Annotated in this window: 11 protein-coding genes; 8 read left to right on the forward strand and 3 right to left on the reverse strand. The window is 48.0% G+C overall.

What is annotated here, in order from left to right; all coding sequences use genetic code 11:
- Positions 1–25: 25 nt before the first annotated feature.
- The 3 genes from OEV79_02945 to rlmN all read right to left on the reverse strand — a co-directional run bounded on the left by OEV79_02945 (position 26) and on the right by rlmN (position 2,895).
- Positions 26–1,330 carry a 3-isopropylmalate dehydratase large subunit gene (locus OEV79_02945; protein MDH4210387.1) on the reverse strand — a complete coding sequence of 435 codons (1,305 nt, stop codon included), beginning with the start codon at positions 1,328–1,330 and terminating at the stop codon, positions 26–28.
- Positions 1,331–1,513: 183 nt separating this feature from the next.
- Complete coding sequence (locus OEV79_02950) at positions 1,514–1,795, reverse strand: acylphosphatase (GenBank protein MDH4210388.1); 282 nt, start codon at positions 1,793–1,795, stop codon at positions 1,514–1,516.
- 71 nt (positions 1,796–1,866) lie between these two features.
- On the reverse strand, positions 1,867–2,895 hold the full coding sequence (gene rlmN / locus OEV79_02955; GenBank protein MDH4210389.1) for a 23S rRNA (adenine(2503)-C(2))-methyltransferase RlmN: 1,029 nt from the start codon (positions 2,893–2,895) through the stop codon (positions 1,867–1,869).
- 136 nt (positions 2,896–3,031) lie between these two features.
- Between rlmN and OEV79_02960 the strand changes: the two genes are divergently transcribed.
- The 8 genes from OEV79_02960 (at position 3,032) to OEV79_02995 (ending at position 15,358) form a co-directional block, all read left to right on the forward strand.
- Positions 3,032–6,208, forward strand: coding sequence for an AAA family ATPase (locus tag OEV79_02960; protein MDH4210390.1), 3,177 nt, complete (start codon positions 3,032–3,034; stop codon positions 6,206–6,208).
- 1 nt (position 6,209) lies between these two features.
- Positions 6,210–6,857: a hypothetical protein gene (locus tag OEV79_02965; protein MDH4210391.1), complete on the forward strand. Its 648-nt coding sequence runs from the start codon at positions 6,210–6,212 to the stop codon at positions 6,855–6,857.
- Entirely contained in the window at positions 6,857–9,049 is a 2,193-nt protein-coding gene (locus OEV79_02970; GenBank protein ID MDH4210392.1) for a HEAT repeat domain-containing protein, read from the forward strand. The genes OEV79_02965 and OEV79_02970 overlap by 1 nt, the downstream gene beginning before the upstream one ends.
- A gap of 99 nt (positions 9,050–9,148) precedes the next feature.
- Positions 9,149–9,577, forward strand: a complete 429-nt coding sequence (locus OEV79_02975; protein MDH4210393.1) for an Hsp20/alpha crystallin family protein — start codon at positions 9,149–9,151, stop codon at positions 9,575–9,577.
- A gap of 158 nt (positions 9,578–9,735) precedes the next feature.
- The gene (gene lon, locus OEV79_02980; GenBank protein ID MDH4210394.1) at positions 9,736–12,081 is read left to right on the forward strand and encodes an endopeptidase La; all 2,346 of its coding nucleotides are present in this window, start codon (positions 9,736–9,738) and stop codon (positions 12,079–12,081) included.
- Positions 12,078–13,121 (forward strand): GWxTD domain-containing protein, encoded by a 1,044-nt coding sequence (locus OEV79_02985; GenBank protein ID MDH4210395.1) that lies wholly within the window; start codon positions 12,078–12,080, stop codon positions 13,119–13,121. Before lon ends, OEV79_02985 begins: the two co-directional genes overlap by 4 nt.
- Positions 13,118–14,401, forward strand: coding sequence for a GWxTD domain-containing protein (locus OEV79_02990; GenBank protein MDH4210396.1), 1,284 nt, complete (start codon positions 13,118–13,120; stop codon positions 14,399–14,401). Before OEV79_02985 ends, OEV79_02990 begins: the two co-directional genes overlap by 4 nt.
- 120 nt (positions 14,402–14,521) lie before the next feature.
- The gene (locus OEV79_02995) at positions 14,522–15,358 is read left to right on the forward strand and encodes a histidinol-phosphatase HisJ family protein (protein MDH4210397.1); all 837 of its coding nucleotides are present in this window, start codon (positions 14,522–14,524) and stop codon (positions 15,356–15,358) included.
- Positions 15,359–15,453 lie beyond the last annotated feature (95 nt).

Below are 15,453 nucleotides of genomic sequence, written 5' to 3' on the forward strand. Positions count from 1 at the left end.
TCCTCATAAATTAGGATAGATGAAATTATCTTTTCTTTCGCCGCCTTAGAGGTTTTTGTGTTTTCTCGCGACGAACTTTCAAAAAAAATTCTCTTGGATCGCTGATCTGACCCTTGATGGCCGAACAAGCAGCAGTGGCAGGTGAGGCCAGGTAAACCATACCTTCAGGATTGCCCATGCGCCCGCGGAAATTTCTGTTGGCGGTTGAGAGACAAACCTCTCCATCACCAAGAACGCCTTGATGAACGCCGACACAAGGACCGCACCCCGGCCCCATTATAATAGCGCCCGCACGGACAAATGTATCTAACAATCCCAACTTCACAGCAGCCAGATATACATCACGGGAAGCCGGGACGACAACCAATCGCGTGCGGTCCGCACGTTTCCTGCCTTTGAGTATTCTGGCGGCAATCTTCAAATCCTCCATGCGACCGTTAGTACAAGTGCCGAGGAAGACTTGGTCGACCTTGATTCCACGCGCTTCTCGTACACTCTTTGTGTTGTCCACAGTGTGGGGAAATGCAACCTGGGGTGATAGTTTCCGCGCATCGATATTGATAACGCGCTCGTATACAGCATCCCTGTCGGGCACCAATGGTCGCCAATCCTTCAAGCGTCCACGCACCTTGAGGTACTGTTTCGTCTTCTCATCCGAAGCAATCAGACCGGTCTTTGCCCCTGCCTCGACAGCCATATTGGACAGGACAAAGCGCGACTCCATCGACATTTTTCTGATCGCTGGTCCGCCAAACTCCAGGGCCTTGTAGGTGGCACCATCTGCACCGAGCAGGCCGATCAGATAGAGAATGAGATCCTTTGAATAAACGCCCGGCGGAAAATCGCCGGTTACTTCAACCCGGAATGTTTCAGGAACCTTGAACCATGTTTTTCCCATTGCCATTCCGATCGCCACGTCGGTCGACCCCATGCCAGTGGCAAAGGCACCCAGTGCTCCTGAGGTGCAGGTATGTGAATCGCCTCCGATCACGACATCACCAGGTTTTGCGTAAGACTCGACCAACCGCTGGTGGATCACACCTTCGCCTACCTCGGAAAGGACCGCCCCAGACTTGCGGCTGAATTCGCGAAGGAGCATATGGTCATTCGACAGCTCCTTGCGTGGGGAGGGTGCAGCATGGTCGAGAAAGAATATTGACTTCGGTGCCCGGACTCTATCCAAACCCATCTTCTGAAGCTGACGTACACCCAACGGCCCGGTGCCATCCTGAAAGGCAGCCACATCGACACGGGCGATTACTATGTCGCCGGAATGTGCATCCTGGCCACTCTTCTCGGATAGAATCTTTTCCGCCAAGGTCTTACCCATCATGCCTCCATTCTATGATTGAACGTGGACTCTATATTCGTTAAAGACAACTAAGGTCTATCGCATGTATGCACAACAGCTCACTATTATACAGAATTTTTCGCCGCAGTCAAGATACCGACTCTGCCCTATCGCTCCGGATATTTGAAGAGATGATGGTGAGAAAAAACTCTGTGCGCGCCGTCAATATCTGATTTCAAAAGAAGCGAACTCACCCGTCGGCTTCGCCCAGTTGACTTCAGCGTGCTCGACACGCGAGAATGAAGGACCCTTCTGACACCAGTGCACAAAATCATCCATCTTGTCGGGTGGGCCTTCGGCAAGTATCTCCACCCTCCCATCGGGCAAGTTCTTCACCCAACCGGTGAGTACCAGAGATTGCGCAACCCTTCTCGTATCCGCACGGAAGAAAACACCTTGTACAATGCCCTGTACGATGATATGCACGCGCACTGATTTATTCATCGTATTTTCGGTTTCTGTGCATCAAATCAAAACACGAATAATGCAAGATTTCAGAAGATGAGAATTCATATTTATCCTCGTGCGGCCAGCGAACCGCTCAATTGACCGCAGCCAGCTAGAATCGTCTGTCCCCGTGATTTTCTGATGACCACGGTATGATGCGATTCCAGAAGACTCGAGAAAAAAGCCTCTATGTTCTCGTCCCCGGGCCTCTTGTAGGGCAACTGAGGGTGTTCGTTATATGGTATGAGGTTTATTTTCGAAGGTATATTTCTTAGCAGTCGAATCAATTTCTGTGCGTCTTGAATGCCATCATTGATATCTCTGATCATCACATATTCAAACGTCACCATCTCTTTTTGCAGCGAGTAGATCTTGGCGAGTCTCAAGACATCCTTAAGCGGATTCTTTCGGGCGATCGGCATGAGATCCTTTCTGAGCTCTTCGTCGGCAAAATTCAGTGAGATCGCCAGCTTGACCCGGATCGAAGATTTCAATAGAGCTTCAATGCCTTCAACAATTCCAACAGTTGACACTGTAGTATGCCTCCTGCCGATGCCAAGGCCCAAAGGTGAAGACAGGATCTCCAGCGCCCCGATAACTTCATCAAAATTGAGGAACGGCTCGCCCATTCCCATGAAAACGACATTGGTGCATTTGTCTCCCCTGTTTTCCTGAATAACCCGTACCTGATCCGCGATCTCGTACGCATGGAGGCTCCGGTCGAAGCCGAGTACACCAGTTGCACAGAACTTGCAGGCAAGCGGGCACCCCACCTGACAGGAGACACATATCGTACGTCTTGTGCCTTCCCGGATGAATACCGACTCAACATGGAGGCCATCTTCCAGTTCCAGTAGATACTTCTCAGCATCTACATCTTCGCGCTGTAAATCTGCGATTCTAACCCCGGCGATCGAATATATCCCATTGAAGTAATCCCGCAATTCTTTGGAAATATTGGTCATCACCGAAAAATCACCCGCGTTCTTCTGCCAGATCCACTTGAACACCTGTTCGGCACGGTATTTCTGGAGCCCCAAATCAACCAGCTTATCCCCGGCCTGAACCAATGAATATCGCTTGAAGTTCTCCTTCATACAGAGATTATAGCCAATAGCGGACACGAATCAACGTATGCAATTATACAAAATCTTGACGTTTTGTGATATTTGTTTATAATATTTTTTGAATTTGGGTATGGCCGATCACCCGGAAAGGGACTGAACTGAGAATATGACTAAGTGTAATTACTGTAATTATTCAAACAATCCGGACTATGCACAGTTCTGCACAAATTGCGGTGTAGCGTTGAAGACTGAAGGCAGCGGGGTCGCCGAATCGGAGCGCCTCAGGCTACTGGGAGGTGAGCTCAGACTGCTTACTGTCTTCTTCGTCAATCTGACCGGCATTGAGAAACTCATCAAGAAAGATACCTACGCAACGACAAAGCAACATGTTCAAGAGTTCTTGAGTAGCATTGAAGACATCGTCGAGGAATACAACGGGACATCGAACCGTATCATCCCCGACTTCCGGATACTCGGTATTTTCGGTGCACCACATGCACACCATGACGATGCTCTCAGGGCAACGCGGTGTGCAAGTCGCATAAGAGATTGGTGGTTGAAGACAAAGCAGGAATCGAAATTCTTCAAGGATATCGATCTGCGAATCGGACTGAATACTGGAAGGGCCTTCTTTGGTTTCGTCCTCAAGGAATCGCCTTTCCTTACCGTTATCGGTGACACGATCAATATCGCTGCCCGTATCACCGAAATAAGCCAGCACAGCGAAATCCTCATGACCAGGCCCACCTATAACGCGGTGCTACGGCATATCGATGCAGAGCACATCGGCGAACAAACGGTCAGAGGGAAACAAACTAAAGTTGACATCTACCGCCTGAAGAAAATCAGGGCAACACCGCGTGTCTTTGAACCCCAGAGAATGCCGTTGTTTGGCCGGGAAGCGGAGTTGAATAAACTACTCGACCTCGCTCAGAAGTCGATCCGCCATGCACCGGTCTACTGCATCCTCAACGGACAAATGGGCATTGGAAAAACAAGGCTCAAGGAAGAATTTGAAGTGCAGTTGAATAAGAGCGACAAATGCAGTTGCTTCGAAACAAACTGCTCGGTCGATGCTCAATCGCCTTATCACCCTTTCCGAACCCTTTTGAGAAATATGCTGCAGCTGCATGAACTTGATGGTCAGGATATCACAACCAAACGCCTCGACGAGATATTCGCTCAGCAGAACTTCAATCGTTCACTGGCAAAAGGCATCAAGCACTTGCTCCTTACCGATATCGGGCGGCTGCAAAGTGACGAGATACGCATGGTCAACGAAGAGATCTATGCATCAGTGCGCGATATCATCAAGAACGAATGCCGCAACAAACCACTTGTGCTCATTTTTGAGGAATTCGGTCAAGCCGACATCATGTCAAAAGAACTCACCATATATCTGATGACCGAATTAGAGAACGAACCTGTGATGTTTCTATTGATCAATGCTCCAAATCAACACTTTGAAGCCATGTCCGTGCAACTCGAGAAGATCGACCTGAAACCTCTGCCCAAACACGACGTCCATTCTTTGATCCGACACATCCTGGGTAAGGTTGATGACGACCTTGCCGACTTCATCTACCGGGAAGCTGGCGGAAACCCGCTTTTCACGATCGAGGCGATCCGCAATACACGCCGTAACAAGATCATCAAGCAAACATCGGGTAAATGGTACCTTTCAAAGGAACAGACACTTGTTTTTCTGGACGATCTATATGGGCTCGTAATGTCCACGATCGATTCCCTGGCTTCCGACCCGCGGTTGATCGTCGATTACGCCTCGGTCATCGGCTACCGCTTCAGCCTCCGTATTCTGAGCGAACTACTCACCAGACCTGACCTGAAAGAACATCTCGATTATCTGATAGCAGAGGGGTACATCGTGCTGTCGTCGGACGGTGATGATCCGGTGTACATCTTCCGCCACAACCTGCTCAAAGATGCTGCTTACAACGTCCTGCCGGTGAGAAAGCGTAAGGAGATCCACAACAAAGTGGCCAATCTGCTTGAGCAAGTCTATTCTAACAATCTTTCATCTTTCTACGAGGAGGTAGCACGCCACTATCTTGCGTGTGACCGGTACGGACGGGCCACTAAGTATTTCAAGCTCGCAGGCGACAAAGCCAAGAATCTGTACGCAATCGACCAGGCTCTTTCATTCTACGAACAGGTGCTTGATATCAAAAAGAAATTCGGCACCGAATTACCCAAACCCGTTTACCGTGAGATAATGCTCAACTTGATAGACATATACGAGATAAAGGGCGATATCAACAAGATGGAAAAAACTGCGAGGGAGAAACTGTCCGAAGCGTTGAATGATAATGATCAGAAAAACGCCATGTTATTCGCCGAACGTCAGGCATACGGGCTCATCCTGCTCAATAGAGTTGAAGAAGCGGAAAAACTGCTCACCGCGAGCATTGAGAAGTGCGGCGACCAAATGGTGGAAATACTGCCGATACTCTATGCTGATCTGGGGATGTTATATGCCAACAAGTATGAGTACGATCAATGTCTGCTTAACTTCAATCTCAGTTGGCGCACCGCCCGTGCAAATAACATCAAAGAAGCTGAGATACTTTGCCTTCTCAATCTCTCAAAACTGCACAAGGGATTGGGTAATTACGAAAAGGCCATCGATTATCTACAACACGGCCTGGAAATTCTCGTCGACACCGAAGACATCAGAAAAAACATCGAACTTCAGTATCTGATTGCCAATATCGACTATGAAATATGGAACATCGAAAAAGCAAAAAACGTGCTAAGCGAGTGTCTCATGACAGCGGATTCGATTGGCAGCTTCGATGCATATATCAGATCCGCGCTCGATCTGGCGCGCATCTACTCACTCAACGGTGAACCGGGGCACGTCACAAAGTACTTGAAAGATGTCGATAAAAAGATATCCTTCCTTATCCGTGAGAGCTTGCTTGCCGAGATCAATCTCAAGAAAGCGCTGGTCTATTATAATAATGGAGATTGTAAGAAGGCTAATGACTACGTGATTAACAGCCTGCGCATCGCGGAGCGGTTGAATCAACATGAAATCGAGTTTGAATGCTTCGAATTGCTTTCGATGATCGACGAGAACCATAACATGGAAAATGCAAGGAGAGCTTTGCGCCTCGCCGAGGAGATGAAATTGCCACCCCTGATTGCCTCTGCACTGTACCGCATGACAATGATCTTTATGGAGAAGAACGACATCGAGCGTGCCCGGCACCATGGAAGAAAAGCGCTGCTTGTTTACGATGACATTAAATCGAGGCTGAGCGACGCAAATCGGCAACATTTCATCAAGAAACCGGAATATACAAAATTGCTGGAGATATGATATGAACTGTGACAATTGCGGCAGAGAAATCAACGAACCACTGCACTTCTGTCCGCACTGTGGTGCTGCATTGCATGAAGGGGTAACCTCTCCGTTTCAGGACCTGAAACTCACGTTTCTACGCGTTGATCTCTCTGGCTTCACTCAGATGAGCGAAGCCATGATCGCAGAGGATGTAATGGCAGTACTCAATGAGATTTTCGGGATCTTCGTACAAATCGTTGAATCGAATAAAGGAACAATATACCAGGTGATCGGTGACGAGATAGTCAGCATTTTCGGACTCGATCTCGAATCGGGATTCGCGCCCCACATGGCAATTCTGACCGCTGAGGAGATGTTCAACAGAGTATACAATTTCAACAAAAAAGGAACCCTCAAGAGTCCCATCGGGCTCAAGGTCGGTGCCGAGATCGACTCGGCCTCGATCTTTGATATGCAACAAGACCTGAGAAATGCTCTGATACTGACCAAGGGCTTCCGTAAGAGTCAGATATTGCAGAAGAATGCATCGAGCAACACGATACTGGTCGGTGAAAATCTATATAAGGTGACCAAAGGTTTCTTTTCTTACCGTGAAGTAGGTGAATTCGTCGAAGAATCGTTCGGCGTCAAGGCGTATGAATACAAATTGAAATTGAAGGCCTAATGGAAGAGCACGTTTTAGCATTATATAATGATTTGCTCAAACTTCTGAGGATGGGGATATACCTCGCCCGGACCTATCCGCACGGTCATCCGTCGATGAAGCACACGACGCAGCGCATTCGTGAACTCTTCGATGAAATCCGGATTGAGAAAAGAGTCGTTTCCATCGTCGTAATCGAAAGTGTTTTGAGGATCGAAGATGCGAGATTCGATTCAACGAAAATGTCGATAGTGAAATACCTCATAGCCCGATTTCAACAGCTGGGTGTTAAAAGCATAACATTCAACACCGAGGTATCGGAGAGCGATCTCTATGAGTTCTTTACGGTGATGGCACTGCAACCATCAGACATCGAGGATTATGGCGACGTCACCGCAGTAATGCAGACACGACACATCACCGGGATCAAAGTCAATATCTACCGCGTCGGCGTTGTTTCTTCTGATCTGGAGGCGAGGGAACTCGACTGGGAGAACTTCCTCGAATCCATAATCACTGCAGAGGTGCCCAAAACAGAAGAAGAACGTTTAAAGGAATTGGGCAATTTCCTCGGCGTGCTTGGTGTGACTGCCGATGATACGATAGAAGCCCAATCCGACAAAATCCTTGCCGGACTCGAGAAGCTTGCCCTCATGGTTGCCGACCGCTACGGCGAAGAGAGATGGAATGAATATTCACTGGTCTTTTCAAGACTATTAGCAATACTCTCTCCTTCGGTCAAGAAGAACATTGTCAGATATCGCAGCGAAAACGCGAAACTGGCAGAAATGTTCCGCAAACTTGTCCCGACAATGGATGATGAAGACATAGTTGACATCGTGATGACGATCGCCAAGAAAAAGGGCGGCAACACGGAACAAGAGATCGTCGACATACTACAGAACGTGTCCGGTAACAAACTACCCGGCATTCTGACGACGCTCGGAAACCGTGCACCCGATTATTACACGAGCGAATTTGTCGATCGGTTGATGAAACGGGTAAAAGCAGGGAAAAGTCCCGAAGCAGCAACCAAGTATGCGATCAAAAACCTTGAGATGGAGATGAAAAGCCACTTTCCATCCCTGCGTGGTGAATCTCCTGAAGAACGCGTCAGTGCCGTTGACGCCCTCGTTGAATTCGCCGACCGTCTGTTCGACGCTGGCAGTATCGAACTAGTATGTCTCATGGCAAACCGGCTTGACGCGATGGCAGAAGCGGAATCGGACCTCAACACTTTTGCCAAGGCGATCGACGCGATGAAAATTCTCTATATCAAAGCGCGCGATAAGAACAATACCGAAGTGATGGAATTCATCGCCAAGAAATTTGCCAAGTACCTGATGCGTAAAGATACGATATTTCTGGAGCGTAAACGCTTTGTCATAAAAGCAATTGGTGAAACAAGAGACCCCACCTACATACCCGAATTATTGTCTTCATTGTGGGCAGCCGGCACTTATGGCGAGGCAAGGGAATCGTTGATTGCGCTGGCCGACCAATCCGCGCCACTGTTGGTGCAAACGCTCAGGGAGACCGACGACTACTCGGTCAGGATGAAAATTCTGGATATCCTTAAGCGAATGAGCGACAAAGCTATTCCTGAAACCCTAAACCTGCTTAAGGCCGAGGAGTGGTACGCGCGCCGTAATGGCATCTTCATCCTGGGCGAGCTCAAAGCAGATTCAACGGTGGACGAGATCGGTGCGTTGATCAGAGAGGACATCGAACAGATACAGCTCGAAGTGGTGGCAAGTCTGGGCAAAATTGGCGGTTCACAGTCAAAGGAGTATCTCAAGAAAGCGCTCAACAGCAAATATCCGCAGGTCATCCTCGAAGCAATGAAATGTCTCGACGCGGATGATTTCAAAAGCAGGCTGCCTCAAGTTCTTCAATGGCTTAAAAGGAACACAAGAATACCCAACGATATCAATGAGCACTTCCGTGTTAATGTAATCCAGGCTCTTGCTAGGAGCAAAGAAGAATCAGTAGTCAACGCACTGATTGGCATTGTCAAAGAACGCGCATTGTTCAAAGGTAATATGCTACTTCCTACCAAGGCAGCCGCGCTCAATGCGCTTGCGAATATTGGCACGACAAAAGCCATGCAGACACTGCAGAAAGCGGCAAATAGCCGAAATCGGTATATTGCCATTACAGCCCAAGACGTTCTCCAGCGCATGACATCCGAATCCGAGGAAGTCGAGAGCTAGAGAGCTAACTCACAGAAGAAAAAAGTAATACCCGGCTACCGTCAGGCACAGAACAATGAGGTCAGCTTGACATCGCTGTTTTTTCTGGTATAATCACGCATGAAGCATCCCACATCCAAGAGAGATCATGCTGCGGACATCAGATTCGTTACCGACAGTAGCGCTGATTACGAAGAAAACGGGTCTTTTTCAGAACTGATCAACTGGCAGCCGTCATACAATCTCTACACCACAGATGACAGTATTATCGTGCACCTCGAACTCACCGGGGTAAGCCTTCGGGACGTCGTAATCTTCTTGCGAAGCCGATATATGCATATCGCTGGCAACAGGACAGCACCTCCGCCGATCATCGAAGAGCACTGCATATTTCATAATTTGGAGATCCCCTATGGCCGTTTCACCCGTCGGATAGACTTCCCGATGCCTGTTGAGACTCGCGGATATAAGTATGAAATGAAGAATGGCATCCTGACATTACAATTCAAAGTCGTAGAGAAAAAAATCATTCCTGTGGAAGGAGAGTAATGGCACGCCTCAATAAGATGATAAACATTCGATGGCCTATCCTGTCCAAAGATTGTGGGACAATTCATGGAATGGTGTGTATCAAATGAAAATATCTATGAGTCTGGGGCTGCAATCCACATAGTATTCAACTGCAGGCCAGAACTTCGAGGAATGAAATGACTGACACGTTGATAAAAATACCGAATGAATTGGGGATCATTCCAATAAAGGGTGGTGTAATCTTCCCCGATCAGGTAGTGCCCCTCATCATTCACACGCAAAAACTTGCCAAGCTTATCGATGAGATCCTGACGACAAATAAATTGGCGGGTGCACTTACGCAGCGAAATCCTGATATTGAAGAGCCTGAGCCGGATGAAGTATTTGACGTGGGCTGCGTGATCCAGATCACAAAAATGCTCCGTTTCCCCGATGGTACCATCCGACTGCTCATAAAAGGTCTCAGCCGGTTCAAAGTCGCTAAGTTCACCCAAAATGAACCGTACCTTAAGGCAAAGATCGAAACCATCAGACCGGCCTACAGAAAAACAGTGGCGCTCGAGGCCATGATGCGTAATGTCATAACGATGTTCCAACATCTCGTATCCCTTGCACCCTATCTGCCTGACGAATACGCCGCAGTTGTCCTTAATATGGACAACGCAGACAGCCTCGTTGATTTTGTCAGCAGCACAATCAATTTTGACTACAACGAGAAACAGGCTCTACTTGAGATCACGGAGCCGAAAGAACGGTTCTCCAGACTCATACCGATGTTGCAGAAGGAAATAAGTATTCTTGAACTGGGCGCCAAAATACGCTCCGATGTAAAGAGTGAACTCGACAAAGGTCAGCGCGAATTCTACCTGCGTGAACAGCTGAAAGCGATTCAAAAAGAACTCGGCGAGACGGACGAGCACGCACGCGAAATCGAGGAATTGAGAACCAAGATAATCAATGCAAAAATGCCTGAGCAAACCAATATGGTGGCGTTAAAAGAACTCGACCGGCTGGCAAAGATGCCTCCTCAGGCTGCAGAATATACGGTTTCACGCACATATATCGACTGGCTGATATCGCTTCCATGGGCACTGTCCACGCAAGATAATCTGAACGTGCAGAGGGCACAGAAAATTCTCGATGAGGACCACTATGACCTGGAGAAGGTAAAAACGAGAATACTCGAGTACCTGGCAGTGAAGAAACTAAAGCCGGATTCAAAAGGAACCATTCTCTGCTTTGTTGGCCCGCCCGGAGTGGGTAAAACATCACTCGGAAAATCAATCGCCCGCGCCCTCGGCAGAAAGTTCACCCGTATCTCCCTGGGTGGCATTCGTGACGAGGCAGAAATAAGAGGACATAGACGAACCTACGTTGGCGCGTTACCCGGTAGAATCATTCAGTCGATCAAGAACTGTGCCACAAATAATCCTGTTTTCATGCTTGATGAAATCGACAAAGTAGGTACCGATTTCCGCGGCGACCCTTCCTCGGCACTGCTTGAGGTACTCGATCCCGAACAGAACAACGCTTTTTCCGACCACTATCTTGAGGTGCCATTTGATCTCTCACAAGTGATGTTCATCGCTACCGGCAACGTTGTCGATCCGATTATCCCGGCCTTGAAGGACCGCATGGAAATAATCGAATTACCGGGCTACATCCTCGAGGAGAAAGTCGAAATCGCAAAAAAATTTCTGATGCCGCGTCAGATCCGCGAAACAGGACTGAAGCCCGTAAACATATCATTCGACGATGAGGCAATAAAACGTATCATCAGCAATTACACAAAAGAAGCAGGAGTCCGCAACCTCGAACGCCTGATCGGGTCGATCTGCCGCAAGGCGGCAAAGCGTTTTGCCGAGGGCAAGAAAAACAAGATCAAGATCACCGCCAAGAGTCTCTCCAGATTGCTCGGACCCCAGAAGGTTATTTCTGAAGTCGCTGCCCGCGCGGGGCAGATCGGCGTCGCCACGGGCCTCGCCTGGACTCCATATGGCGGCGAGATCCTCTTCATTGAATCGATCAGGACAAGAGGGAAAAAAGGACTGATACTTACCGGATTGCTGGGCGATGTGATGAAGGAATCGTGTCAGGCAGCACTTTCTTATCTAAAGACAAAAATATCCAAATGGGATATCCCCGAGAGTGAATTCGAAAGCCACGAATTGCATGTTCATATCCCTTCGGGAGCAATCCCAAAAGATGGTCCCTCGGCCGGGCTAGCCGTCGTAATGTCACTCGCGTCCCTGTTCAGGCATGAACCAATCGATCCAAAAATCGCTTTTTCCGGAGAAATAACCCTTTCCGGACGGGTCCTTCCCGTCGGCGGCATCAAGGAAAAAGTCATCGCAGCGAAGCGGGCGGGAATCGAGACCATAATGTTACCCAGGGACAATCAGAATGATCTACAGGAAATCCCCCAGCACGTACGAAAGGGACTTTCTTTCTTATTTGCATCCAAGATTGATCAAGCTTTGAATCGAATTTTTCACAACAATAAACAAGGAGCGCGGAAATGATCTTTCTTCTTTTCTTTCAAATCGAATATCAGGCCATCAATCGCGTCCACAGCGATTCCGTGCAGGAACTAGTGCTCTACCTGACCATACCCGCGAATAAATTGCACTATTTCGCTGCGGAGGAGGACTTCTATGCGCAATATGAGATTCAGCTCACCATTTTCGACAATACCGTCCGTCAGCTGACCGGAGATTACTGGCGTCGGCGTGCGATTCAGGACAACAAAGAAATCACGGACTCGGTGAAGATCAGGATTCCAAAAGAGAGCGACTCCTTCATTCTTAAAATTCTGGATTTGCACGGAGGCGAGATATTCCATTCCACACAGAAGCTCATACAGGTAAAAAACCTGGCGAACATCTACTGGTCAGTCAATAATGACACCCTGCACCTAACATTCACCGTTTTCAACCAGCAGGGAATGATCGACAGCGTTGCGGCAACTATTGCAGAGTCGAGAAAAATCATCCCCCTGAGAAGAGGCACTTACGGGGATTCGATCACTTTCGATGTCGCCGGGCTGCCGATCGACGATTATCAATTGAAGATAGAAATGTATGCTGAGCAGGGGAAGATCGATGAATCGGTCATTCCAATTAAGGTCTCCCGTCCCTTTCACCTGGACGACGCCACCTGGTCAGCTAAGGTAGAACAATTGCGGTACATCGGGACTCCATCCGAGATCGATGTTCTCAACAGGGCCGATGTATCAGAGAGGGATAGTCTGTGGGTCAATTTCTGGAAGAATTTTGACCCCACGCCGAATACCGTATACAACGAAAGAGAGATCGAATATTACGAAAGAATCGCGTATTCCGATGAACACTTCGCAAACGGAGATCAGGGCTGGCGCAGTGACCGGGGACGGATCTTCGTGACGTACGGTCCTCCCGATGAGATGCAATCCTACCCTTACGAACTCGACTCGTTTCCCTACGAGATATGGATTTACTACAAGAACAATCTGCGATTCATCTTTGTTGACCGATATGGATTCGGTCAATATACTCTAGTAAATAGAGACGGACTACGACCATGATCGAACTTCTTTTCTTTCTATTATCAGCCGGAGACATTGAGTTCTTCGCTGATCCTGTTGTCTACAAAATAAGCATTGAGGTAGAGGATACTACAGCTCATGTCTTATCGACTGAAGACATATACTACGCTGAATTCAACTGCGAAATACCTTATGGCGAGTTGTATTATCAATCTGCAGAAAACATTATTTTCGCATCCGCCATAATCCCGTTCAAGATTGCCAATCTTGACCGTCCGGATTCGCTGGTTGACACATTGTATCGGCAGTTCACGATACCTTCCTTTTCATACGCGGCCAAGGAACGGGTTTCATTTCTCGTTCAATTCGGCGCTTATCTCAACGAAGGCAGATACAGGTACAGTGTCGAGATGCTGTCCGGCGAAAAAAGTGGTATGGTCACGAACGTGCTCGAAATAACTGGGGATGACTACCACATGAGTGACATTATGCTCTCAAGTGAGATCACGGTTGATACTCTCGGTGACTACCTGAGAAAAGGTGACCTCAGAATAATACCTCGACCTTCTCACACATTCGACGATCGCTTCCAGAACCTGTGCTTTTACTATGAACTGTATGATGTTATCCCGGACACGGATACCCTGTCCGCCATATATACGATAACCGACGACAACAACAGAGAAATACGTAAAATATCGAGAACGATCGAGAAGATATTCCCGGCTCAAGCCGTCAACTGCGGGCTGAGCATACAAGGCATCGAAGCCGGCGATTACAGACTCGTTGTTACCATTCAAGATAAAGAAGCCACAACGATCGTCCAGAAGAGAGTTCCTTTCAGCATATCCAAGATACAGCGGCAGGAAGTAAGTTATGAAGGCATGCCTTATTATGAAGAAATCGAATACTTTCTCGACTCCCGGGACTACAAAGAATTCCTCAAATTGCCAAAAGAAGGCAAAAAGGCCTTCCTGGACAGATTCTGGCGAAATCAAGACTACTACGCAATCGTAGAGAGATTCGAGTATGTCGAAGAACATTATCGTCATGGTAATACACCGGGACGTAAAACTGACCGCGGAAGAATCTATATAAAATATGGTGTGCCGGAAGATATCGAACGGCCGTTACCCATGGAGCGCCAGGAATCGAGGCCATACGAGCACTGGCAATACCCAAACGGTGAACAATTCATATTCGTAGACTTACGAGGCGCAAACAACTACGTTCTGGTCTGGACAAATGCACTCGATGAGAGCACCCAGCCGACTCTATATAAGTATCTGCCGCCCGAGCAACAGGAACTCATACACTAATTGGGAATAGCAGATCGCGTCGCACCGTTGGGAGAAAATGTCATACTCATGTGACACGAGCCGTGTCTTCTCTGTCCGTAGGATCCGTCACGCTACACCTGTCTAACCGGCGGCCCGGTAATGATCGATTATCATATCCATACAGCTCATTCAATAGATGCTTCAGGGACGTTGACCGAATATTGTCAGATGGCACTTCAAATCGGGCTGGAAGAAATATGCTTCACCAATCACTGCGAGCTGGATCCACAGAGGAACGACTCATTCATAAGATTCAATGGAACATCTGAACCCTTATCCAATGCTGGTCTCATCAAACTCCAGAATGAGATATTCGAGTCGCGCGATCGATTCATAAAAAAAGGGCTATCAGTGAAATTCGGCATCGAAGTTGGTTATGACCCGGGCATCGAAAAGAGGCTCCACGCGATCATAGATGGACTGGAGCTCGATTTTGTCATCGGTGCGATACATTGTCTTGACCACATCTGTATCGATAGTTCACGGGAGTGTGGACGATACTTTGACGGACATGACGCTGACCAGTATGTCACCAATTATCTGAACGCCGTTTCCAGCCTGGTGAAGAGCAACCTCTTCGATTCAATTGCACATATCGACGTCTACAAGAAATATGGGCTCAATTACTACGGTCATGACATATACAACATTCCCCGCGAAGTAACGGCGGAAATCTTCAGACTAATAAAGGAAAACGGCATTGCCATGGAAATAAATACGGCCGGCATGCGTTTCATGAATGAATTCTATCCAGCACCCGCCTTAATGAGAATGGCCCGTGAACAGGGTCTCGAAGCCATCACGTTGGGTTCTGACGGCCATAAGCCAGCTGATCTTGGAAAGGATCTGAAGCCGGCTGTCGACTACCTTAAATCATTTGGCTTCGGTACTATTTACAGCTTCGAAAAAAGAAGACCTGCAGCACTAAGCATTTAGATCAGAACAATCCAATTACCTCAATATCGTACGATACTGGCTCAATTTCTATGCAGATCCCCGATTTCGAAGGCGTTAGTCATATTGACTGAGGG

The sequence above is a fragment of the candidate division WOR-3 bacterium genome (assembly GCA_029858255.1).
In the GTDB taxonomy this organism is placed as follows: domain Bacteria; phylum Hydrothermota; class Tepidihabitantia; order SM23-42; family SM23-42; genus SM23-42.

Excerpts from the sequence above, each read along its gene's own strand:
- OEV79_02945 (MDH4210387.1), bottom strand. The coding sequence starts at position 1,330 with ATGGGTAAGACCTTGGCGGAAAAGATTCTATCCGAGAAGAGTGGCCAG.
- OEV79_02950 (MDH4210388.1), bottom strand. The coding sequence starts at position 1,795 with ATGAATAAATCAGTGCGCGTGCATATCATCGTACAGGGCATTGTACAA.
- rlmN (MDH4210389.1), bottom strand. The coding sequence starts at position 2,895 with ATGAAGGAGAACTTCAAGCGATATTCATTGGTTCAGGCCGGGGATAAG.
- OEV79_02960 (MDH4210390.1), top strand. The coding sequence starts at position 3,032 with ATGACTAAGTGTAATTACTGTAATTATTCAAACAATCCGGACTATGCA.
- OEV79_02965 (MDH4210391.1), top strand. The coding sequence starts at position 6,210 with ATGAACTGTGACAATTGCGGCAGAGAAATCAACGAACCACTGCACTTC.
- OEV79_02970 (MDH4210392.1), top strand. The coding sequence starts at position 6,857 with ATGGAAGAGCACGTTTTAGCATTATATAATGATTTGCTCAAACTTCTG.
- OEV79_02975 (MDH4210393.1), top strand. The coding sequence starts at position 9,149 with ATGAAGCATCCCACATCCAAGAGAGATCATGCTGCGGACATCAGATTC.
- lon (MDH4210394.1), top strand. The coding sequence starts at position 9,736 with ATGACTGACACGTTGATAAAAATACCGAATGAATTGGGGATCATTCCA.
- OEV79_02985 (MDH4210395.1), top strand. The coding sequence starts at position 12,078 with ATGATCTTTCTTCTTTTCTTTCAAATCGAATATCAGGCCATCAATCGC.
- OEV79_02990 (MDH4210396.1), top strand. The coding sequence starts at position 13,118 with ATGATCGAACTTCTTTTCTTTCTATTATCAGCCGGAGACATTGAGTTC.
- OEV79_02995 (MDH4210397.1), top strand. The coding sequence starts at position 14,522 with ATGATCGATTATCATATCCATACAGCTCATTCAATAGATGCTTCAGGG.